Source organism: Calothrix sp. PCC 6303, from assembly GCF_000317435.1.
Lineage (GTDB): Bacteria > Cyanobacteriota > Cyanobacteriia > Cyanobacteriales > Nostocaceae > PCC-6303.
On record NC_019751.1, the window covers coordinates 4,685,917 to 4,710,606 of the forward strand.

At 40.0% G+C, this 24,690-nt stretch carries 15 protein-coding genes; 4 read left to right on the forward strand and 11 right to left on the reverse strand.

The window, feature by feature from the left end; translation table 11 throughout:
* The first annotated feature begins 103 nt into the window (after positions 1 to 103).
* Both CAL6303_RS19120 and CAL6303_RS19125 read left to right on the forward strand, forming a co-directional pair.
* Positions 104 to 2,812, forward strand: coding sequence for a TonB-dependent hemoglobin/transferrin/lactoferrin family receptor (locus CAL6303_RS19120; protein ID WP_015199473.1), 2,709 nt, complete (start codon positions 104 to 106; stop codon positions 2,810 to 2,812).
* Positions 2,813 to 2,899: 87 nt separating this feature from the next.
* Positions 2,900 to 3,802: an ABC transporter substrate-binding protein gene (locus CAL6303_RS19125; RefSeq protein WP_015199474.1), complete on the forward strand. Its 903-nt coding sequence runs from the start codon at positions 2,900 to 2,902 to the stop codon at positions 3,800 to 3,802.
* A 26-nt stretch (positions 3,803 to 3,828) separates the two neighbouring features.
* Here the strand turns inward: CAL6303_RS19125 and CAL6303_RS19130 are convergent, their stop codons facing one another.
* The 6 genes from CAL6303_RS19130 to CAL6303_RS19150 form a co-directional block, all read right to left on the reverse strand.
* Complete coding sequence (locus tag CAL6303_RS19130) at positions 3,829 to 4,941, reverse strand: hypothetical protein (RefSeq protein WP_015199475.1); 1,113 nt, start codon at positions 4,939 to 4,941, stop codon at positions 3,829 to 3,831.
* 191 nt (positions 4,942 to 5,132) lie between these two features.
* A complete protein-coding gene (locus CAL6303_RS19135) occupies positions 5,133 to 8,489 on the reverse strand; it encodes a hypothetical protein (protein WP_015199476.1) in 3,357 nt (1,118 codons plus the stop codon).
* Between the two features lie 174 nt (positions 8,490 to 8,663).
* On the reverse strand, positions 8,664 to 11,264 hold the full coding sequence (locus CAL6303_RS19140; protein WP_041740779.1) for a dynamin family protein: 2,601 nt from the start codon (positions 11,262 to 11,264) through the stop codon (positions 8,664 to 8,666).
* A gap of 698 nt (positions 11,265 to 11,962) precedes the next feature.
* Positions 11,963 to 12,151: a hypothetical protein gene (locus tag CAL6303_RS30425; protein WP_158333166.1), complete on the reverse strand. Its 189-nt coding sequence runs from the start codon at positions 12,149 to 12,151 to the stop codon at positions 11,963 to 11,965.
* Between the two features lie 132 nt (positions 12,152 to 12,283).
* The gene (locus CAL6303_RS19145) at positions 12,284 to 12,685 is read right to left on the reverse strand and encodes a type II toxin-antitoxin system VapC family toxin (protein WP_015199479.1); all 402 of its coding nucleotides are present in this window, start codon (positions 12,683 to 12,685) and stop codon (positions 12,284 to 12,286) included.
* Positions 12,676 to 12,876, reverse strand: a complete 201-nt coding sequence (locus CAL6303_RS19150) for a hypothetical protein (protein WP_015199480.1) — start codon at positions 12,874 to 12,876, stop codon at positions 12,676 to 12,678. The genes CAL6303_RS19145 and CAL6303_RS19150 overlap by 10 nt, the downstream gene beginning before the upstream one ends.
* 281 nt (positions 12,877 to 13,157) lie before the next feature.
* Between CAL6303_RS19150 and CAL6303_RS19155 the strand changes: the two genes are divergently transcribed.
* Entirely contained in the window at positions 13,158 to 14,531 is a 1,374-nt protein-coding gene (locus CAL6303_RS19155; RefSeq protein WP_015199481.1) for a transposase, read from the forward strand.
* 288 nt (positions 14,532 to 14,819) lie between these two features.
* Here CAL6303_RS19155 and CAL6303_RS19160 read toward each other — a convergent pair whose 3' ends face one another.
* The 5 genes from CAL6303_RS19160 to nifJ form a co-directional block, all read right to left on the reverse strand.
* A complete protein-coding gene (locus CAL6303_RS19160) occupies positions 14,820 to 15,491 on the reverse strand; it encodes an HAD family hydrolase (protein WP_015199482.1) in 672 nt (223 codons plus the stop codon).
* A 201-nt stretch (positions 15,492 to 15,692) separates the two neighbouring features.
* Positions 15,693 to 16,844, reverse strand: coding sequence for a transaldolase (gene tal, locus CAL6303_RS19165; RefSeq protein ID WP_015199483.1), 1,152 nt, complete (start codon positions 16,842 to 16,844; stop codon positions 15,693 to 15,695).
* Positions 16,845 to 16,888: 44 nt separating this feature from the next.
* Entirely contained in the window at positions 16,889 to 17,215 is a 327-nt protein-coding gene (locus tag CAL6303_RS19170; RefSeq protein ID WP_015199484.1) for a hypothetical protein, read from the reverse strand.
* Positions 17,216 to 17,260: 45 nt separating this feature from the next.
* Positions 17,261 to 17,509, reverse strand: coding sequence for a hypothetical protein (locus CAL6303_RS30430; RefSeq protein WP_158333167.1), 249 nt, complete (start codon positions 17,507 to 17,509; stop codon positions 17,261 to 17,263).
* Between the two features lie 156 nt (positions 17,510 to 17,665).
* Complete coding sequence (gene nifJ, locus CAL6303_RS19175) at positions 17,666 to 21,226, reverse strand: pyruvate:ferredoxin (flavodoxin) oxidoreductase (RefSeq protein WP_015199485.1); 3,561 nt, start codon at positions 21,224 to 21,226, stop codon at positions 17,666 to 17,668.
* Between the two features lie 726 nt (positions 21,227 to 21,952).
* On the opposite strand from nifJ, the gene CAL6303_RS19180 reads away from it, so the two are divergent.
* A complete protein-coding gene (locus tag CAL6303_RS19180) occupies positions 21,953 to 24,649 on the forward strand; it encodes a beta strand repeat-containing protein (RefSeq protein WP_015199486.1) in 2,697 nt (898 codons plus the stop codon).
* Positions 24,650 to 24,690: the final 41 nt, after the last annotated feature.

Consider the following 24,690-nt stretch of genomic DNA (forward strand, 5'->3'; position numbering starts at 1 on the left):
CATGATGAGAATGATTATTGTTACTCTAATAAATTTATTAGTTTCACAGCATACAGAACACTTTGATTTTTAATTCTAGCTAACCTTAACTAAAAACATATCCATGTCCAAAAAATATTTTCAAATAATTACCATCAGCTTGTCCATTGCTTTGACAGTTCCTCTGACTGCAAATGGGACGGAAATAAAAGTCAAAAATACCTCTTTTGAAATTGCCCAAAATTCTCGGTTAGTGGAAATTACCGGAGTAAATCTAGTTAATACTGAAAAAGGATTAAATTTATTTATAGACACCGTTAGGGGTGCAAATCCAGAGGGGGAAATCCTTGATTATGACACATATACTATTGTCAAATTAAACAATACAAAACTCACGCTTTCTGGTAGTAGAAATTTTTCCAAAACTAATCCGATTCCAGGAATAAATTTAGTTAGTGTCACCCAAAGCAGTGAAAATGAAGTTGAAATCAAGATTGTTGGAGATAAAAAATTACCCAAAATTGAAGAACTTCCAAATAGCAAAGGATTACTCTTTACCATTATTCCTGAAGTAACTATTGCGAAGGAACCGACGCAACCAACAGAAGATACAACTTCTCAAAACCCAGAAAAAACAGAGGAAACAACAGAGGAAAATATAGAGTTAACTGTCGTAGGTACTGCAAACCCTGAAGAAACAGCACCAGGAACAATTACAGTCATCGATAGAGAACAAATTCAGAAACAACAAGCAAGGGATATTCGAGACTTAATTCGGTATGAACCTGGAGTTTCTGTACCCAATGATTCCCGTGGTGGTTTGCAGGGTGTAAATGTGCGGGGATTGGATGGAAACCGGGTGAATATGCAAGTTGATGGAATTCGTCTTCCCTCTGAATATAGCTATGGAACCACCAGAGTTGGACGTGACTATGTTGATATCGAAACTTTAAATTCTTTGGAAATTTTCAAAGGGAATAATTCTGCGATATTGAATAGTGATGCATTAGGGGGAACTGTTAATTTCAATACTGCCAATGCTGGTAATTTACTGGATACATTAGGAAAAGACTCATTTACGAATGCTCGTATACAATACAGTAGTAAAGATACCGGAGTTGTAGGGACAATTACTCAAGCAAACCGCTTCGATAAACTTGATACATTGTTTATCTATACCAGACGCGATCGCAATGAAGTACAAATTGGGGGAGGAAATAGTAAATATCAAGATAATCAGGATATCAACCGGAATAATTTCTTGGGTAAAGTCACTTACAATTTTGATAAAACTAGTTTTTTAGAGTTCACTGGAGAATACTTTAATAACGTTGCAGATACTAAGTTTTCCCTTGATAATTTCCCTTCACTTGCTTTTGAAGGTAGTACAAGAGCATTACGGGAAGAAGTTACCACCGATAGGACGAGATTTAGTTTAGCTTATCAGTTGAATAATCCTGATAGTAAATCATGGTTACAATTTGCTAGGGCAATTATTTACTATCAAGATGCACAAATTCAGGAAGATAGTAAACGCAGTATTATTAGTCGTGGTGCTATCCAAAAAGAAGAAGCAGATAAAGAATTGATCGACAAAGTTTTTGGGGGAAATCTCCAACTTCGTAGCGACTTTAAATTAGGAAATATTAATAACCGTCTTACCTACGGATTTGATGTTTCTAGCACCTATAACGAACGAAACTATCTGAACTTTAATGTCACAACTGGAGCAAGAGTTAATTTACCTAACTTTCCCCAGAAAGATTTTCCCGATAGTATGACATTTCGCTTTGGAGCATTTTTACAAAATGAAATTGCCTTGGGTGATGGTAAATTTAAAATCATCCCCGGTTTGCGGTTTGATGTGTACGATCTTCAAGCAGAAAATAACTTTGAATTTACCCGGAAAAACCAAGGAAGACCAGCTGTTGATTATGCAGCATCGGGAATTAATCCTAGTTTGGGTTTAACCTATGAAATTAGCCCAGGAACGACTACATTTGCGCGTTATTCCCGTGGTTTTCGTCCCCCACTGTACGATGAATTAAACTTTGCTTTCCGAGCAGATATTCCCCTTCGTCCCCACAAAGGTATACCAAATCCAGACCTAGAAACAGAGACAAGTAACAACTTTGAATTAGGTTTGCGTAGTCGTTCCCAACAATTTGATTTTGGTGTCACCGGATTCTACAATCGCTATAGCAATTTCATCGAACGTTCGGCATTTGTCTCTTTTGATCAGAATGATTTTGGTAGTATTCCCAGTGGAGGAAGACGCATACCTTTCCAGGTTTTCCAAGCTCAAAATATCCCCGATGTCGAAATTTATGGTGTAGAACTAAAAGCAGCATATCGCTTTAGTTCCAAACCTGGAGGATTGAGTATTAAGAGTGCTTTGGGATGGCAAGTTGGGAATGATTTAACTAGGGATAGAACCCTTGCAAGTGTTGGACCACTACAAGCAGTTGTTGGTTTAGGATATCAATCACCTACGGATAAATGGGGTGCAGAATTCATTGGTACTTTTGTTGCTAAAGCTAGAGAATTATCTCTTGTTGATAACCAAACTAGTGTCGTTAATGGGGGTGTTCCTACTCGGAAAACAGATTTTTATGAGCCTGATGGATATGCATTGTTTGATTTCATTGGCTACTATAATATTAGTAGGAATTTGAGTTTGACTGCGGGGGTTTATAATATTTTTAATACTGAATATTATCAATATGCAGATATGAGAACTATTGACGCAAGGTCAGCTACATTTGCAGCACAGAGGGGGAGGTATGCTCAACCAGGTACTAATTTTGCAGTTGGATTGAGTTGGAAGTTTTAGTTATTTTAGCGAAAAACATGGCATCTTCAATAAATATTCAGATGCCATTATTCATATTTTTTTTATTAACATTAACCCCAGAAAATCATGAATCAGAAAACTTTAATTTTGATATTTGCAGCCCTACTTAGCATTAATCTATTTGCCTGTTCCAATACTGACAAAAAATCAACTATAAATAAAACTGAAAGTTTAACTAATACGCAAACACCGATTCAACAAGCCCAAAGAGTCGTTGCGCTCACACCATTAGCAGCAGACTTGATTTATAAACTAGATAAAACTAAATTGGTTGGTGTTCCTAGTGGTAGGTATACAGATGTAGTTGCCAAAGCTAAATTTGCGGATTTTCCTAGAGTTGGGAGAAATACAGCAATTAATATAGAAAAAATTGTCTCTCTAAAACCCGATTTAGTCATCGGTTCAGAAGGATTCCATGACCAGATTTTGGGTAAATTAAAAGAATTAGGAATACAGACTCGTACTGGCAGTATTCGTAGTTGGCAAGACCTAAATAATCAAACAAAAGAAATAGCAAAACTAACTGGAACCGACCCTAAACCAATTTTAGATAAATTTGAATCTTACTTAAATAATATTCCTCAAAATGGTCAAAAAGTTTTAGTTTTAGCTCGTCCTCAACCCACTTCATCACCAAATAAAAATAGTTGGGCTGGTGATTTATTAACAAAATTCAACTATAAAAATCTAGTGGCAGATTTAGAATCAAATGGTCGTTTTCCTGGTTATTTAACTCTTTCTCAGGAAAAAATATTGGAAGCAAATCCAGATAAAATTTTTCTGATTGAATCTGGAAATCTCAACCCTGAAGAATTTAAAAAGCTTCCTTATTGGAATAAGTTAAAAGCTGTTCAAACTAATCAAGTATATACTTTCCATCACGATGGTTTGATTAGTCCCACTAGTGTTGATACTGTAGAACAAGTTACCAAACAATTACGAGAAGTTGCAGAAAAGTCAAGAGAGTAAAGTTTGCAAGACTTCTGTTCCTTGATTCAATTTGTGATTCCTCGAAAGAGGACGCGCCCTGGAAGGATTTCTTCGTTGATTTTGGCGTATACTCTTAGGCAGGCGGATACTTCTCCGCTAATTCCTCCAATGTCGAGTTGGAGGTCGTCTTTGGAGTAAGTATAGATGTCAGCGTATGTTCCCCAAAGTGGACGAATTTGTACTTGATGTCCGGCAAGACGGGCTTTTTCGACGCTAGAATCGAGGGTGCGACGGGTTTCTTGTTGGAGTTTACCCCACCAGGAATAGCGATCGCATGATGGCAGGTATACTAGGGAATGGATGGCTTCATCAAAGTCAAGTCTGGCTTTGAGGGTGGTGATGGTGTCTGTGTTTTGGGCTGTTGCTTGGACTCGACGGAATCTTTCGAGGAGGGCAATGACGTATTTGGTACGTTCGTTGGTGGAGTTGAGGGGACGGATACCAAATCGATCTACACTTTTAAGGGCATGGTGTAGGGAAGAATCGAATTGGATGAATTTGAGGCAGGTTGAGAGGATTCCCGCGAGAAAGTAAAGGTCGCTGTCGTTTTTGCTTGTGATAATCTGGGTGGAAATGGGAATGCGATCGCTTAAACAAAGTCCGGTGGTTTGGAGTGTTCCTGTTAAACCTGGGTAAATTAGTTCGCTACGGGAAAAGGGTAGGACTTTACGCGGAAGTTTATCTTCGGATGCACCAATTTCGGTGGTAAATTTGAGAATGCGATCGCGCCACAGTTTAGATGATCTTTCGGGGATACGTAGCAAAAATCTCTGAATTTCGTTCCATAAGTCAGCGTCTTTGGTACTGCGAAATTCTTCTTGATGTAAATATTTGGCTGTTTCTGGATCGTTTTCCAGCATTTCAGCAACGGGTTGTAATTTTAATTCTACATCCACTGGTTCAAGAATATCTTTATGGGAGTCAGAATTGCTAATAGTTTGCTGATTCAGTAGGATATCTAGTTGTTTGACTAATTCTTGACAAGTTTCCCTACCTGCATCCTCTTCTGTTGTTTTGAGTGCTTCCTCAAGTTGGGTTTGTAAACCAGATAAACCTAGTTTTAGTACCCAAGCTAAACGTGAGTTTTCAGTTGTGAGTAATTTGCTAAACTGATCCATATTGCCATAAAGTCATCATTCTGGATGTGAAAACAGAGTTTGATATTGATATCAAGAAACCGAATCTATGATATTTACCTACAAAACTACTCTTAGTACAGTTGGGCACGAATAAACCTACCATCTAAAATTTTACTCATTACTCATTCCTCATTCCTCATTACTCATTACTCATTATTCATTCCTCATTCCTAATGTTCTCCAGAAAATGGATCTCGTTTGACTTCAATATCATTGGGTTGCGCTTGGAGTGTATCTCGAAATACACAACCTTCCTGTTGTAAGTCTTCGGAATTTAGGCTTTCCCAATAGGGAACTTCAAATGCATGTACTCTAATGATGCCTTTGGCACTGAGAGTTACATAATATTTGCAGGGATATTCGCTTTTAATTTCTGGTTGGGGTAATTCTCCAATTAATTCCCATTTATTGGATTTGGGGTTGTGAAATTGAAAATAGAAGTGATGTTTACCGCTGATGGGAAATGCCGGAAGTTCACTAATTAATCCGGTTGTTGATGTTTGGATATTTCCAGAATTGTCACGGAAAGTTTTTAGGTTTTGGCTATGGTTTTCTTCACTAGAAAATAATACTGTATGGGCATCTGTTTTTAAGGAACTGGCTGATTCTACTACGTTGACGGCAATATGTCCTAGTAAGTTACCATTTTCATCAATTATGGTTGGTAAATTTAGAATTGTTCCGGCATCTAAATAGAGAATATTTGGATTAATTAGATAATGGGGATTTCCATGACATAGCAATAGATCTATTTCCAATCTCTGGTTGATTTCAAATTGAATTTTGATGCGATTTTTAAATTCATCCTCACTCATATCTAATTTTTTTCGTAAAGCATCACCGTTATAACTTCCCCATAGCTGAGGTTTAATATTTTCAAAATCTTGACGAATAATATTATTTGTTAATTGCATCCCTTGCCAATTACTTCGGAATTTCGCAACTGCTTCACCAGACTTAATTTGATAGAGTTCTTGCCCAGCTTTAAAAATTGGTTCTGGACTAGCACTAATCACTTCTCGAATAAAAGAACAGGGAAGAAAATAAAAGAGATTTTTGACATCAATATAAAGTTGATTAGCACCTTTACGAAGTAAATCTTTCGATTCTTTCGGTGAAAAACCCAACTGTCGCAGTTTTTCCGCAAAACAAGCGCCTGCCGATGTCGCTAACTTGGTAAATTCCGGTTCAAAGGTGACTCTTTCCTTATTCCAAATAAAATAATCAGACTTACTAAATACTCTATATAGTTCCTTCTCCACCAAATCCAAATTACAGGTTTTGCCAGATAAAATTAACCAATCCACCTGTTCATTTTTCTGACTTTGCTGCTGAGACTTATCAGATAAAGTATTCCCCACCAAACCATGGGCAATTGCCACAGCTTCACTAACAACTGGAAGAGTTGCCCGTTCAAATTGTTGGACAGTGAGAGTCACACTCAAATGATCAATCATCACCGCAGGTAACTTAATATCATTTTGGGCTAAAAGTTCAGAAATCTTTTGCCCATTTAACATATATACAGGTTCAGGAGAATCCTTTTGCCTCTTCCTGCCCAAAATCAACTTCGCATCTTCAGCATGTTCCCAAAGAGTGTAAAATGTTTGAGCGCGTGCCGGAGAATTTTTCCACCGGGTAGAAATCACCTTTTCCGCAGCATTTAAAGCTTCCCGATAAGCCTCATCTTCCCGATTCTCCTTATCAACACAAGCTAGGAGTTTCCCAGGAATAAACTTACCATTTTCCAGAAAGCGATCGCTTAATTCCTCCGGATGTACTTTCAGGACATCTTTTCCCAATTTATCACCAGCCACAGCACTCAACAAACTGTCAGCAATTGCCACCTTCAACAGCAAAAACAGCTTTAAAGTAATTAACTCCCCACCCAACTGCAAATGTCCCGAAGAACCCAATAACTTAGGAGTTAACTTATAATAGCGTCCCCCATCCCCTCGATCTTCCCCCGGTTCAAAAGGGTTAATTTCCGTCAAAGTTAGGCGAATTAGGGCTAAATCCGTAGTTCCCCCACCAATATCCAGAACTAACACATTCTGCCACCACTTATCCCCATCATAGCGACAGCGACTCTTAAAAGACTCAATCCCTACATTCAAATCACCACCAAATTCTCGCCACAAAAAGAAAATCGCCACAGATACAGCCTCATCATAAGCCATCTGCACATCAGCAATATCCAGCTTTCTCACCAAATTTTCAATTTCCCGCCGCACAAACGGAGAAGCGATAGTGGGATAAGTCACCACAGCCCGGTAGAATTTGCCCTCAGAACACCTGCCCGGATTACTTTGACGGTACTTCTCAGTTAATTCAATTAGATGGGCATAAGCCGATTGTAGCAGCGTATTTACAGGGAGAGTATCCGTCTCATTATTTAGTGTAATTTTACACATTTTATCCTGTCCAAAATAGCGCTTCGGCGAATGTAAAAACCTGCCCTCAATCGCCTCACCATGCCTAATAGCATTCAAACGGTGCTGCTTTGCCTGTTCCCCCAAAATCACCTTCACCTGACTCACCGTACCATTAACAATACTGGGTTCCAAACTAGTCACCTCCAACTCGCTAGGAATCTCGCATTGACGGCGATTCTTATCCAATTCCGCAGGTATCAAACTTTGCCATTCCATCGCCGGAACCCGGAAAGCCTCATGATATATTTGGTTAAGATGCTTACTAGCAGCACGACGGAACCAATCCAAGCGCTTACTGAGACAGATTTCAATTTGGCGAACAGTCTCCAACAGCTGGACACTACTCACCCCCTGAATCAGATATTCCCCTAGATTTTGGCGATGACTAGCAGCATCCTTACTGAGTTCCGACAAAAACTTTTGCCACTCCCCATCCCAAGCACCGCGACTAATAGACGTGATATCATCGATAGGGCGTGAATTGATCCAAGCAGTTAAGCGATCGCGTAACCTAGTTTCCTGCTCAATAGGCAGAGTATCAGGAGTCACAATCACCTTCGGATCATAAAGAGTAATCGTCGAATTAGAAGTACCAAAATCAATCGCAAACCAACCAGGATAAGTAAGTTGTGGTTTCACAGATTCAGAACCAGATAATTGAGGAATCAAAGTAGTAGTCAACAAAGAAGAATCCGGTGAAAAAGTCCAAATATTGCACTCCGAAATTGCAGTTTTAGAAACAGACAAATCAGCATTACCAAAATTATCCGAATTAAAATACTCCACAGTCACAGTCAACGTACAATTAACACCCGAAATCAGTAACTTATCCCAAACACAATCACTTTGTTTCAACCGTTGAGGACTCGAAAGCTTCAAAAGTTGATTACCTTCAAAACTCGCACCCTTATAAGCACCTTGAATAGTAGCCACCAAATCCAAAGGCATCCCCGTAACCACAATCCTCACAGCAGAAACATGGGGAACATTAACAATATCAGTCGGCTTAATCTCAATAATCGGTAAAACCAGTAAATTACTATCCTTAATTCTCAACTGATAGCGATTAAGTAACTCAATCTTCACAGGCATATTGATCAACTTCCTAAAAATATAAATAAAACATAGAGAGACGCGATATATCTCGTCTCTACATTCCTCTCTTCTTCCTCTCTCTGCGAAACTCTGCGCTTCCCAGCCTACGGCAAGCCGCAAAGCGTCTACCGCGTCCCTCTGCGTTAAAAATCTTTTATTTATTTACATTAACTATCCAGGATCAGAAATAGAAATAATCTGCGTCAAAATCTCCAACCAAACAGGTAAAGGAGTCCCAGTCCTCTCCTCAGCCGAAGCAATATACCTCAACAGCGGCTCATTCTTAGACTTCAAAAGTTCCTGCAAAGTATCATTAATTTCCTTAGTAGCAATCGAAAAAGAAGACTTCACAACCTTAGTCAACTGACTCACATACTCCACCAAATGTAAACTAGTACTCGCCGTAATTTCATGCCTTAACCTCAAAACCACAACCTGATGATTAAAAGGACGGGGAACCACCGGAAACTTCTTATGAGGACTCCAATCAAAAATTTGTCCACATTGATGCTGACTATCTTGATGTGCTAAAGGGAACAAATTATCCACATTAATTGGCATATTATTTCCCAACAAACCACTTCTTTCAATAATTAACTTCTGCCACTTATTAATTGGATCAATTGCCCTAATTAAATTCCGATAAAGACGCGCTTGCTTATTGCCAAAATTGTGTTGAATATACTGTTCCATCTCCGGCAACAAAACCGAATTAATCTTACTCCTCTCCAACTCCACATTCCGAGATAACTTATTAAATAAATCACTCACAGCTTCCGTCGTACAATCGTGGGCAAAACCCTGCATTTCTTGAATTGTTTGGATAAAAGCCGGATAAAAATCATCACTTTGAGTGGGAATTGAATCATCAACCTCATCCTCCTCAAAAAATATCTCCGATTTCTCCAAAGTAATCGTGCCATTTTTAGTTCTATCTAATAGCAGATTCCACTCACTCCAATCAAAAAATATCTTGTAAGTTAACTCATCCTTCACCAACTCACTTACTGGAACCCCTAAACGATTAGTTAAAATCGGTTGTCTTTCCAAATCCTCATGAAAATCCCGGTAAGTAGTCACCAAATTCTCAACCGCTTGCCGTAACGAGAGGAAATGGGGATTTTCAATAACTGGTAAATATGCGGTAACTTCAGGTAGTAAATTTTGCAGATTAAGCTGTTCCTGCCGTAACGCTGCCACAGAACGTTGAGTATCCTCCACCAACTGCTTCATCCCGTGTACAGCTACATGTTCCTTCAGAAGCGATCGCAATCTGCTAATACCCCCATCATCTGCGTAGTTTCGCAATTGTTTATGGAGATTACTAGATGCTGGTAACAATTCGCTCAATTGTTGCCATTTTTCCCGCATCTGCACTTCCTCTGGTTTATTTGGTGCTTCCAAATCAGGTAAAAACTCCGGTGAGGAAACCTGTACCAACCGGGAAATTTCCGCCAATTTGCTCAAACCATACATCTGTGACAGTAAAACAATATTCTTCTTTTCTGTAGTTAAATTGCTGGCACTGGCAATACTCAATTGCAGGATGGGTAACTTTTCTAACAGTTCCTCCTCCGTCAACCCCTCATCATACACCGAAAAAACAGTATCATTACTGAGTTGAGACATTTCCAACAACTTATCAATTACCCGTTCATCACTGGCACTCAAAGGTAACTGATTAAACCTTCCCACCCCCACAACAATCCGATCCTTTAAATCCTCCCCCTTATCCCGCTCCAACATACTGCGGATTTTTGCCGCAGTCGCACCCCCTGGATATCTCCCATTTAGTAACAACAGGATAGTTTGCACCTCCGCAAGTTCCCGCAGCGATAAAAAGGTATCCCGAACACTGGAATCTGCTGCACCCAAACCGGGAAAATCCAACAGCACAAACTCATTACTTCCCTGCAACCCCGATAAATCCCAAATTTCTGGAGATACCTCCACCGTCACATCAATCCGACTCACCAAAGCAAAACTTGCCTGTAAATCCTCAGCACTGGGAAGCGGTAAACTATCCAATTGTCTAACTTGACTGGGAATCCGCTCAAAACTCAGTTCTAGGATATTCATCGGAGGTTCAGCAAGTCTTAAACCCCTTTTTGCCGTCATTTGGTCAATTTGGTAGCTTTTTCCGCAAATATCCACCCCAAAAGTGACATAAGTCCGCACAAACACTACTAATTCTCGCAGAAGCGATCGCAATTCCAAACTTTGCGTCTGATTCCAAGCTTGCTCACACCAAGTGAGGATACTTTTACTATCTACAAACGTCGTCGGTTGCAAACTCCGTAATGTCGCTAAGGGTGCAGGGGGGAGACTTGCAGCACTTCCCCGCAATTCCACCTCCTTCAACATAAACCGCAAACACTCCCGTACCCCCTCATGGGAAAGATACTGTACGGTAAAATCTCCAACCTTAGTAGTTTGCAATTCTGGTTGCTGCACCAAACGAATCGCTGTCACATTCCCTGTTGTTGGGGTTTCACTCACAGGTAAAGCATCAGCAAAACCAATTAAACTACCCAGCAACAGAGTTTTACCACTACTGAATTCACCCATAATCCCAATTTTTACCGGGGAAGTGGCAATTTCCACCGTTTTTCGCGCACAACGCTCCAATCGCTGAAGAATTTCACCCATGGAAGTATGTACCCAACTCTGTTTAGGAGGAGGATTTTCGGCAACCAAACTCAAATATTGCAAAACCGATTCCCCATACTCCTTATAGCGTCGTAATTGTTCGACTGCTAAGTCGCTTGTCATACTTACTTCTTCCCAAGTCATATTTCCCCTCATTTCCTCAAGACAAATTCAGCAGCGGTTTAATTCCTGCTACTTCGGCTTTTTACTATAGATATTTAATTAATTAATGCAATCGGTTATCAGTGGACAATTTATTAACTTCTTACAGACAAATTTCCGTATTTCCGCAATATTTTAAATTTATAAGCAATATAAATTTAACCGTGTAATCAATGATTTAGGTAATAGCTAAAGTTAACTTAGTCAGAGATTAAATAAATTTTTGATTATGTTCATCAGGTACAGAAATTTTCTCAAAGTAGAGGCTTAAGCAACCAAGCCACTAGGATATACCCACATCATGAATTAGAGCAAGTATATTGCTAAATATATCTAAAATCTCATTTTTTAATGATATAAATAATAAAATATACAACCTATTTATAGAATAAAAATACATTTATATAGGGTTTTAGACAAATAATACTTAAAATCAATCTGGTGATGAAGATAAAATTAATACAATAAATAATTGAACAAAAATAAGCTGCAATTAACATATTTTAATGAACGTCGCCAGTCTGAAGAAGAGGTATAAATTATGGATACAGATTATACATTTATGTCAAACAGCGACGTAAGAAAGCAATCTCAACATATTTTATTCTCAAGCGCGATCGCATAACGTCATGCAACCTTAGCATTCCATCCCAAACCTACTAAATACGCGATCGCACTAATTCCCAAACCCCCATAAACGCGATCGCACTATTTCCCCAAACCCCCATAAACGCGATCGCATAAACTATCAAACCTAATAAATGCGATCGCACTAATTCCCAAACCCCCATAAACGCGATCGCACTATTTCCCCAAACCCCCATAAACGCGATCGCATAAACTATCAAACCTAATAAATGCGATCGCTTAAATTATCAAACTCAACAAATACGCGAACGACTTCGTCGCGCAAGCTTCGCATCTCGCCGCGCAAATTTCGCATCTGCGTCTTTTCGATATTCAGTTTCGTGATGTAGAATTCACTTGAAGTTGGGAATTACCTGAATTAGTCCAGTGTGAAAGGCTGTGTCGTAGGTGATAATAGGCAAGTTTTCAATTTCAGCCTGAGCCATAATCATACGATCAAAAGGATCTCGGTGGTCAATTGGTAGGCTTCCTGCTCTGAGTGCATGTTCAGTGGTGATAGCAAGCTCAATAAATCTAGCTTTATGTAATATCTGTGAATATTCCTCAATAAGCTGTTTAGCTTCGGGTAGTTTCCCAATACGGTATTTAGTGGCAATTTCCCAAGCAGAAACACTGCTGACAATGATGCGATTGCTTGAGTTGTGAATGATTTCTCTACAACTAGTGTTGAGTTTTGAGTCGTTAAAGAGCCACCATAGAAAAATATGGGTGTCAATGAGGTAACTCATTCCCATTGCTGGAGTTCCTCTTCTGGTAGTGGTTCAAAAAAAGCATCACCGAGTTGTCCTTTCAATAAACCAGGAGTGCGGGGTTGTGTATGTTCCTGACCTAAACCTAGTCGAAAGTAATGAATTAAATCATAAAGCTGTGCTAGTTTATCTTCGGGAATATCTTGCAGTTCTTGGACAATCTTCTGTATCAGCATAAGTCAAATATTGCCAAAGCTATTATGGTATTGTAACTGAAGCGGTGCCGAACACGAGCCTAAAGCGCGAACGACTCTCGTCATGCAACCTTAGCACTAATTCCCAACCCTAATAAACGCGATCGCATCACAACCTGTAGGGGTTTAGCAATGCTAAACCCCAGCCCTTTCAACGCGAACAGATGAACTACTGGAATAAAGGCTGAAACCCGCTCCCAATATAGGTTATTAATGATGAATTCAAGGTATCCTGGGCAATATTAGTACTAGGGTGCTTGAAAATGCTGTCTTTTATCTTTGAGCAATTTGTAAAAGAAAGTCCAGTAAGCATAATGATGCGAGCCTTAATGTCGCATATATTTGCAACGGAGAGAATGGACAGGTTATTTACAAAACATGCACAAGTGCAGTATCAACAAGATTTGCTATTTTCTTCTCAAGTAGATTTAATGAGTTTAGTAGTGTGTGGAGTCCAGAAATCAGTTCATGCAGCATACAAAGCCAGGGCAGAAAATTTAAGCGTAAGCACAACAGCACTATATAACAAACTTTGTGGTGTTGAGCTAAGTGTAAGCGAAGCATTAGTAAGAGAAACAGGACAAGACTTAGCAGAATTAGTGAAATTAGTAGGTGGAGAGCAAAAAAATATACTACCAGGTTATTGCATAAAAGTAGTGGATGGGACTTGTCTGAAAGGAACAGACCATAGACTAAAAGCAATTAGAAATTTGGCAGCATCTGCACTACCAGGAAAAGCGATAGTAGTATTAGAACAGCAGTCAAAAATTATCACAGATATTGTTCTAATTGAAGATGGTCATGCACAAGAACGTTCGGAGTTTGATGCAGTCTTAAAGAAAGTAAAACCGCAAGATTTATGGTGTGGAGATAGAAACTTTTGTACATTAAAGTTTTTATTTACAATACAAGATAAAAAAGCATTTTTTGTGATTAGGCAACATGGAGGTATGGGGTTTAAAGAACTAGAAGAATTAAAACCACTTGGTTCAATGGAAACAGGGGAATTATTTGAACAGAAGGTCGAAATAAATTACGAAGGAAAAGAATTAATATTAAGACGCATCGTATTAAAGTTATTTGTCCCAACACGAGATAAAGAATGGGAAATAGCGATTTTCAGCAATTTACCAGGATCTGTACCAGCTACAAAAATCGCTGAAATATATCGTAAACGGTGGAGTATAGAAAGCTTAGTTCAAACAGTAACTAAGAATTTTCATGGAGAAATTCAGACTCTAGCTTATCCGAAAGCTGCTTTGTTTTCGTTTTCAATGGCATTAGTTGCTTATAACATACTTGCAACTTTAAGAGGTGTTTTAGGAGGTGTACATGGAGTAGATAAAATTGAAGCTGGTTTATCTGATTTTTACTTAGTTGATGAAATTCAAGGCACGTACAGGGGAATGATGATTGCAATTCCTTGTTCGGAGTGGGAAATGTTCCAAACTTTTTCAAGAGAGAAAATGGCACAACTTCTACAACAATTATCAACAGGTGTTAATCTCAAACAGTTTTTAAAAGCGACTAGAGGAACAAAGAAACCGAAAGTTCCAGTGATTTATGATAGTAAACAAGGTCATGTTTCAACAACTCGGCTTTTAGAGCAGTACAATCAAAACAAAAAAAGCAGTTAATCACAATTAATAAAACGATTAAACACACTGGCTTACCTGATGTGGAAAATTGGTATAGCTAGAGATAGCTTATTGCTTATTTTTTGTAAAAATCATGATTTTAGCTGCTGCAATCTCTTAATCGATGATTGTATTCCCCAACTTTCATCAGTTCGTGTCTAAGATTATATAATTCAATAGCCTAAACATTTGTAATTGCTAAAAAATACCTTTTTTCTTGCAATTTACAACTCTAATCATTAAAAAGGGGAGTGTAGTTCATTTGTTCGCGTTGAAAGGGCTGGAACTTTAGACCTTACTGAGGGGAGAATTATCGTAGTTTTGGAGCAAATCTGCGGGATGATCGTAAATAGCGATCGCATTCTCCAACAAACTATCATCGAAACCGCCACAGCGAAATGCAATCACCTCAACACCAGCTTTGTTAGCAGATTCAACATCATAGGGTGTATCACCTAACATCACCACATTCTCTGGTTGCAGATTCAGTTTACTCAAAGCAACTTCCACAATATCAGGTGCTGGTTTAGAATTCTTAGCATCACTAGATGTTGTCGCTTCATCCTGGTTCAACAGGTCATCTACTTGTGCCGCTTTTAACAAAACTCCCAATTCTTCAGCTTTGGCAGAACTAGCAATAATTAGATGCAAACCTTCATTCTGCATCTTCTCTACCAATTCTCTCGCACCACTTGCAGGAGATACCTTTGGGGCAAATTTATCTACTATAAGTTGAGTTCGGTAAGTGATGATTTCTTTTCCCTTTCCTTCTGCGTCGGAAAGTCCCGGGGCAAACTTAGGGATAATTTGATCACCACCTATCCCAATCATTTGCCTAACTTCCTCAAAGTTGATTTGGTAATCATACTTGGCAAAGGCATCTACCCAAGCTTGAGCGTGAGCGTCGTTACTGAGAACTAAAGTCCCATCTACATCCAAAATTACGCCCTGAAATCCCATGGTAGAATCTCCTATGTTTAAGTGGACATTTCTGTCATTGCGTAGACGCACGGCGGCTTCACTCCCACTCCTACGGAGAAGCAAGCTACGGAGAGTCGCAATCTCAAAACCTTGATTTTCCCGACAGATTGCGTCCTATCTGATATCTTGCACCTAAACCCTTATCGGTTGTTGTGACTGTGGTGCAGGATATGAGCTATATTATTTAGCCGCTACTAACTTATTTTGCAAAAGCTCTATTGATTCCATCAGTGATTCAAAAGGCTGAACAAATTTATCTATACCTTCATCCAAAACCTCTGCCATTACTTGATCGATATTGATATCAATATCTGGCTCCTTCAGACTATCCATCAAGGTATATGCTTCTTCGATCCTAGTCTCTAGTCGATTCGCAACATCGCAGTGATCAGCGCAAGCCTCTATTGTGGCAGGGGGAAGAGTATTGACAGTATCCGCGCCTATTAATTCGTTGACGTACATGACATCACTGTAGGCAGGATCTTTGGTACTGGTAGAAGCCCAGAGTAATCGCTGGACATTTGCGCCTTTTTGTGATAGAGCTTGCCAACGTTCGCTCTGAATAATTTCCTTGTACTTTTGGTAGGCTATTTTCGCATTAGCGATCGCTACTTTGCCTTTCACCGCAGTTAACCGTGCTGCCATCTGCAAACCTTCTGTACCGATGGTGTGCATTCTGTCCTCAATCATCTGGTCAACCTTAGTATCAATTCGGCTGAGGAAAAAACTGGCAACAGAGGATATCTTAGTGATATCTTTACCCTGCTTGACTCTTGTTTCCAAACCTCGGATATATGCCCAAGCTGCTTCTTCGTAGCTGGAAATTGAGAATAACAGGGTAACGTTGACACTAATTCCCTGACTAATTACCTGTTCTACGGCTGGCGCACCGCTAAGTGTACCGGGGATTTTGATCATGACGTTTTCCCGACCAATTTCCCGATAATAGCGCTGGGCTTCCTCTATCGTGATTTTGGTATCATTGGCGATAGTTGGCGGAACTTCGATGCTGACATAGCCATCTAATCCTTCAGACTCTTCATAAATTGGACGGAAAAGATCGCAAGCATTACGGATATCTTCAAAGATTAAGGATTCGTAGATTTTCTCAACAGATAAACCCGCATCAAATCCGGCTTTGATGTTAGTTTCATACAAAGCATTACTAGCGATCGCTTTCTCAAAAATAGCCGGGTTTGTGGTGATACCTCGGATTCCCTGATTCTCAATCATCCGTTTGAGTTCACCAGATTGAATCAAATCACGGGTCAAATTATCCATCCAGATACTTTGACCATAATCTTTAATAGTTAACAGTGGATTGCTTGCCATAGTTCCCCAAGAGTCTGAAGTTTGCTTAAAAATTCTAACTATTATCACCAAATTCGATTTCCGTTTTCGTCAACTCGTGCTTGACGAATTACATCAGAAATCTCTTCCGCATCTTTAACGTGGTGGAGTGCTTTTTTCTCCCCATTTGGTTCTTCGACAACAAAGTAGGTTGGAACCTTTACATGATCACCTGTAATGTCAGGAACATCTACAGCAACTTGCTTTGCCTTTTCTTCAATTGTTTGGGGTTCATCAGCAATTCTATCCCCCGGATTAGCCGTCAAATTTCTTTTTTTAACTGAGGGTTCTTCTCTAATTTCTGTGTCAACGCTTTCTGACTGGTTTGTTTCGGGGTGCTTTTGAGTACTCATAGGTTTAATACAGATGTCAAAATATTTGTGATTTCTGTAACTAGCCTAGAAAAACAAACACATAACCTCATCTTTCGATGGACGGACTTTGAAAATAGTCATCAAATCTTTGGAGGGAGTCCACTTGAAAACAGTACCGTTTTTCTGGGTGCGACTCGAACAACACTCACAGTGGATGGTTTGAGAGGTAAAATACTGAGTGCCATAATCGGCAACTAACAGATGCCCACCCAGACAGTGATAGGGTTTTAGGTAAGCTGTTAAGCGCCTAATTTGTATATCTAAAGCGGGCATCTTGCCCGCACCACAAAGGGTATAGCGATCGCCTAATCAAAAAAAACTACGGTATTCCAGCCTAATTTGAGGGAATTTTTTGTGAATGCGATCGCTAAATAGCTACAATTGACTCACGAAGCGATCGCGTAACCTAAAATAGCCACTAAATCCGTTCTATTTTGTAGCTTGCTTTAATTGCCTTGCTGCTAAATATTCATACATTTGCCAACGTGCGTTAACCTCATTTTGGGCTTCATCAAGGAAACGTTTGGCAAGTTCCGGTTTACTTTTTGTCAGCATTTTAAAGCGGTTTTCTTGATACATTGAATCTCCCACCGCTTGTTTTGGTTGCTGCATATCTATTTGTAAGGGGTTTTTGCCTTGTTTTACCAAGTTGGGATTGTAGCGATATAGTAACCAACGTCCTGATTCTACCAAGTTTTTCTGATTACTCATGGCTGTGGTCATATTAATACCGTGGGCAATGCAATGACTATAGGCAATAATTAGTGATGGTCCCTCGTAAGCTTCGGCTTCCATGAAGACTTTGAGTGTATGTTCATCACGCGCACCCATTGCCACACTACCTACATAGATGTGACCATAAGTCATGGCAATTAGTCCCAAATCTTTTTTTCCCGAAGGTTTACCGCTGGCGGCAAATTTAGCGATCGCGCCTTTGGGTGTAGACTTAGAAGACTGTCCCCCAGTGTTGGAATAAACTTCTGTATCCATTACCAACACATTAACATTGCGTCCACTTGCCAAAACGTGATCCAATCCCCCAAAATCGATATCATAAGCCCAACCATCACCACCAACAATCCAGACGCTTTTTTTCACGAGGTAATCAGCAAGGGATTTAAGATTTTGGATTTCACTGGTGTTATTTAAAGTTGCCAAATATTGCTTTAATAATTCTACCCGTTCCCGCTGTTCCCAAATATCAGCTTCCGTATTTTGCTGTGCATTCAAAATTGAACTTACCAACTCACCATCAGCAATTTCCAATCTCTGCAATAATTCCTTTGCATATTCAGCATGTTTATCCACAGATAGCCGGAAACCCAAGCCAAATTCAGCATTATCTTCAAATAAATTATTACTCCAAGCCGGACCTCTGCCATCAGAATTGGTACTGTAGGGAGTAGTGGGAAGATTACCACCAAAAATAGAAGAACATCCAGTGGCGTTTGCAATCAAAGCGCGATCGCCAAATAGCTGAGATAATAGTTTTAGGTAGGGTGTTTCTCCACAACCTGCACATGCACCGGAAAATTCAAATAGTGGTTCTTGGAGTTGTTGTTGATTAATTCGGTTTAATTTCAGTTTGGTTCTATCGGGATTAGGCAAATTCAGGAAGAAATCCCAGTTTTCTCGTTCTTGTTCCCGCAAAGGTAACTGTAATTCCATATTAATCGCTTTGCGTTCCGGTTGCGTTTTATTTTTGGCAGGGCAAATATCCACGCAGATCCCGCAACCCGTACAGTCTTCTGGTGCTACCTGAATCGTAAATTTTTGTCCCGCAAAGTCTTTATCTTTAGCATTTGTGGATTTAAAAGTCGCAGGTGCCTGATTCAATTCCAACTCATCATACATCTTCCCCCGAATAGTTGCGTGGGGACAAACCATTGCACATTTCCCGCATTGCACACACACCTCTGCATCCCACACAGGAATAAATTCCGCCACATTCCGCTTTTCCCATTTCGCGGTTCCCGTGGGGAAAATTCCATCCGCAGGTAAAGCACTCACAGGTAAACTATCACCTTCACCAAGCATAATTTTACCCAAGGTTTCCTGGATAAATTCTGGTGCCGAAATTAGGGGATTTTTTATAGATGCCGCATATGGCGCATCTAAACTGCCTATTTTTACCTTTTCTAAATTAGCTAACGTATTATCTACTGCATCCAAATTCTTTTTAACAACGTCTGTCCCTTTTTTCCCATAAGTCTTTTCAATGGATTGTTTAATTTTAGCAATAGCTTCATCCTGTGGTAATACACCAGCCAAGGCAAAGAAACACACCTGCATAATTGTGTTGATTCTTCCCCCCATTCCACTTTCACGGGCTACTTTACTGGCATCAATGACATAAAATTTGAGTTTTTTATCAATAATTATTCTTTGAACAGAATTTGGTAAATATTCCCAAACACTTTCGGCATTGTATGGACAATTGAGGAGAAATATAGCCCCATCCATTGCACTACTCAGAACATTTACCCGTTCTAAAAATACCCAATGGTGACAACCAATAAAATTAGCTTGTTCAATTAAATAGGTTGAACGAATTGGCTGTAAACCAAAGCGAAGATGGGAAACAGTCATCGAACCCGATTTTTTCGAGTCGAAAACGAAATAACCTTGAGCAAAATTATCAGTTTCTTCCCCAATAATTTTGATAGAATTCTTATTTGCACCCACAGTTCCATCTGAACCCAAACCGTAAAACATTGCCCTCACAACCTGGAGTGATTCTGTGGAAAAACTAGGATTAAACTCTAGAGAAGTATGGGTAACATCATCATTAATACCAATAGTAAAATGATTTTTGGGTTTTGAGTTTGCCAAATTCTCAAATACAGCCCGCACCATTGCAGGTGTAAACTCTTTAGAAGACAGTCCGTAACGTCCACCAACTATAGATTTTAAATTACTAAGTGGAGATTCAAAACTAGTTTCATGGATTGCCATCACCACATCCAAATACAGTGGTTCACCAGCACTTCCTGGTTCCTTAGTTCGATCTAAAACAGCTATAGATTTCACAGTTTTGGGTAAAACTTCCACAAACCTCTGCACATCAAAAGGACGATATAACCGCACCTTCACAACACCGACTTTTTGACCCTTACTAGTTAAATAATCTACCGTTTCATGCACTGTTTCGCATCCCGAACCCATGATAATAATTACCCGTTCGGCATCCGCAGCACCGTAGTATTCATATATTTTGTATTTTCTACCAGTAAGCGTTGCAAACTCATCCATCACCCCCTGTACAATCCCTGGACAAGCCTCATAGTAGAGGTTCGCACCCTCCCGCGATTGGAAATAAACATCCGGATTTTGTGCCGTACCACGCAGCACAGGACGGTCTGGAGTCAAAGCGCGATCGCGTTGTGCTAATATAGCTTGCCCATCAATCAACACTTTCATCTCATCATCTTGTAGCAATTCCACTTTCTGGATTTCGTGGGAAGTCCGAAACCCATCAAAAAAGTGCATAAATGGAACTCTTGCTTTCAATGTTGCAGCTTGAGAAATCAAAGCAAAATCATGTGCTTCCTGTACCGAAGCCGAACATAACAGTATAAAACCTGTTGCCCTAGCTGCCATCACATCACTATGATCACCAAAGATGGATAGTGCATGGGTAGCTAAAGAACGAGCAGCAACGTGAATTACCATACTAGTAAGTTCACCAGCTATCTTATAGAGATTAGGTATCATCAACAACAACCCCTGAGAAGAGGTAAAGGTAGTTGTCAAGGAACCAGCCTGTAGAGCGCCATGTGCAGCCGCAGCCGCACCCCCCTCACTCTGCATCTCAATCACACTGGGAACTGTCCCCCACAAGTTTTTACGGTTATCTGCACACCATGTATCAGTCCACTCCCCCATAGCCGAAGACGGAGTAATTGGGTAAATAGCAATCACCTCGCTCAACTTGTAAGCAATTCGGGCAACCGCTTCATTTCCGTCAATAGTTGCAAACTTTTTATTCATAGTGTTCTCCAGTATGATTAGATCCCCAATTTCCTTCAATCATTCAGGGATCTATTATCTACTTACATTCTGAGATTTTTTCCAATCAAGATTCTGTTATTAGTTAACAGTAGTTAATTTTGATAAGTGCTCTCAATTAGATTCGACAATAAATATTCATGCCAAACAAATCAAAAAACACAATTTATGTAACATGTAAGATACAAAAAAAATACAGTAATTTGTATATTTTGTTTGAGAAAAAAATTATTTATTCCTGATTAACTTGATGGATGAACGAAATATCTTAGTTATCCATATTTATACTGAAGACAAAATAAAACCAAATCTTCTAGAGTGACTGAAGATATGTAACGAATAACACAGTAAAAGCAGGAATAAAAGCTTATGTTCTTCCATCTTTAAAAGAGGCAATGTCTATCAAATATAGAACTCCTATATGATTTGTGAAAAATAAAAATATTTTTTTAAACCAAATATCCGGAAAGGTGAACTTCAATACTTCTACTAAGAAGCAATTTATGCCCTACGATCCATAGGATTTTCACGAATTATTTAGGATTATTATAAGAGCATTGATAGCATTAAAATCAAGCTATTTATTCAGCCGAAACATATCAAATTTAGCTAATAGTTTGTTTGTCTATGAATAATAGATAATTAAAATTTTGGTTTCACAGACTCAAACAACGTTAACTCCTGCTACTAAATCAGGGGTTAATTCCCATGAGCAACTACCTAAAAGACATAAAACTCCCTAGAAAAAACAACCATCAAAACGTGAATCACAAACAATCAAAATCTTACCGTTCAATAGTTGCAACAGCATTACTTGCTGGCAGCCTATTCCAATTTATTGCACCTGTATTAGCCGAAGGTACCGCTGCGGGTACATCCATCAGCAACACAGCAACAGCTACTTACGAAGATCCCAACACCCCAGGGACAACTATCAATGCCACTTCCAATACAGTCGTTGTTAGCGTCGCAGAAGTTGCTGGTATCACTGTCACTGCATCTGGAGTCACAGATGCCAATGGTGGTACTGTTGCAGTTGGTGATGTACTCGCATACACCTATACTTTGACCAACGTCGGTAACGACGCAACCCAATTCCGGGTTCCTAACTTAGCGAAAACAACAGGTCCAGGAACAGTTTCCGGCACGTTACCAAATGGTGGTACACCCAACAATCTGCAATACAGCATTGATGGTGGCACAACTTGGCAAAATATCACTGGTGCTGAGGTAATCATACCCTCCATTGCCCCTGGTGGTAGTGTATTAGTTCGTGTACCAGTTACCGTCCAAGCTGGTGCTCAAGCCAATGACATCATTACCGTTACCCTAGGTGACACCCCCGGTGATGCTCAGAACCAACTAAGAAGTCCAGATGGTGGTGACATTTATACTGTAGATAACGCTGATAAAACCCCTGGTGAAGTAGATGGTACACCAGTTAACGGTACTCGTGAAGCTAGTTCAACTCAGCAAATTAAGGTTGCTTCGACGCTGAAGACATTCGCTTTAGCCACCATTCTTAAAACTCGCAGTGCTTACAACAATGCTGGTACAACAACCCCCATTACAGATGACAAACTCACCTACGATTTGAGTTTACGGGTTGAGTCCACTGACCCCACAGGACAAGGAATTACCCCAGCAGCTTTGACAGGTACAAGCATTAAAGTTGATAGTACAACTCCTGCCAACTATATCTTAGTTTCTGATGCCATTCCTGCGGGTACAGATTTGGCAGTAGCACCAACCGCACCTCCTGGTTGGCAAGCAGTCTACACTACCGACTTGCTTACAACTGATGCTAATACAGCTAATTGGAAGACTTTCCCATTAAAAGGCACTGACACTCTGACAAGTATAACTCGTGTTGGTTTCGTCAATAAGCCAGCGACTATTACTTCCATCGCTCCCGGTACAACGGTGAATGGCTTCTCGATTCAGTTAGCCGTTGAATCAACTGTAACTTCATCATCATTAACCGTTGCTAATATTGCCCAATTATTTGGTCAAACACCTGGTACCAACGCCCCAGTATACGACGAATCGGGTGACCAAAGCCCTAGCAACTATTACAGTGACGGAAACCCGGCTACTATCGATTTTCCCGGAACAGATACCAATGGTGATGGTATTCCTGATACCTTACCTGATACTAGCGTTGATGATGGCTACATTGATGCCGTAGCACCAACAACTCCTGAAACTGGTGTTGACACAGGTAACAACAACAGTGGTGATGGATCAACAGGTGGTGAAGCAAACATCTTCACGATTCAAGCACCTGTGGCTTCAGCAGTACTCAATGGTCCTCAGAACAAGGCAGATGCTACCGGTCCATCAGGTCAAACTAACGATGACTTCACTAACAAATCTTCCCTAGTACCAGCAGGTACAGCCCCTGGTTCCACATTAGATCCATCAGGTGTTGCCTTCACCAACACAGTTAAAAATAGCGGTACTAACTCCAGCAGTATTTCGCTTCTTCCCACACCACCCGCAACTCCTGGCGATTTACCAGTGGATACCGTAGTTACGATTACGAACGGATCAGAATCTAAGAAATATGTCTGGAATGGAACGACTTTTGTGTTTGATGCTGATGGCAATCCAACAACAAAAGGTGACCAATCACCAATCGATGCAACTACTGAATACATCACGGTTCCCAATATTGCACCAGGTGCAAGCGTGAACTACGGTGTGGAAATTAATTTACCGACAGGTACCCCATTATCTACCGACACAGGAAAAGGCTTCCCCGTACCCATTACAGCATTCATAGATGATTCGACACCTGGTCTGGGTGCTGAAGCTCCAGATGCGAGGAACATCACCATAGATCGCGTTTACACTGGCTTCTTACAACTAATTAAAGTGTCAAGAGTCTTGCCAGGTACTGGTCCATCTGTTGGTGCAGGTCAAGATGACTTTGAATCTACACCAAGTTACACAAATCCCCTCACCAACGCTGTTATTGACCCGAACGCAGGAGTTACTGATGTAGCCAGAAAACCTGCTCCAGGCAATATCATTGAGTACCAAATCAGATACAAAAATATTTCTGATGCTCAATCTGGAACTGGTAACGTAATTCTCAATGCTGACAAAGTTGTAATTACTGAAGATGGTACCCTGAGTACAACCCCGAATGATGGTAAGAATAACTGGGCGAAAGACAACGATGGTAGCGGTCAAATTGATACTAGCAATATCGTTGGTTCAGCGAAAGATTCTGGAGCTTCAACGATTCAATTCTACAGTGGTAATCCAGCTACTAGTTCTGGTATCGACCAAACTGGAACCACAGTCAGTACTGATGTGACCAAATATGTAAACACAGTTACTGTTCAGGTAGCACCTGGCATCCAAAGAACATTTACTTTCCAACGCAAGGTTAATTAATTAATCTCAGTTTCTCCATTTGATTCTGACTACCGTTGTGT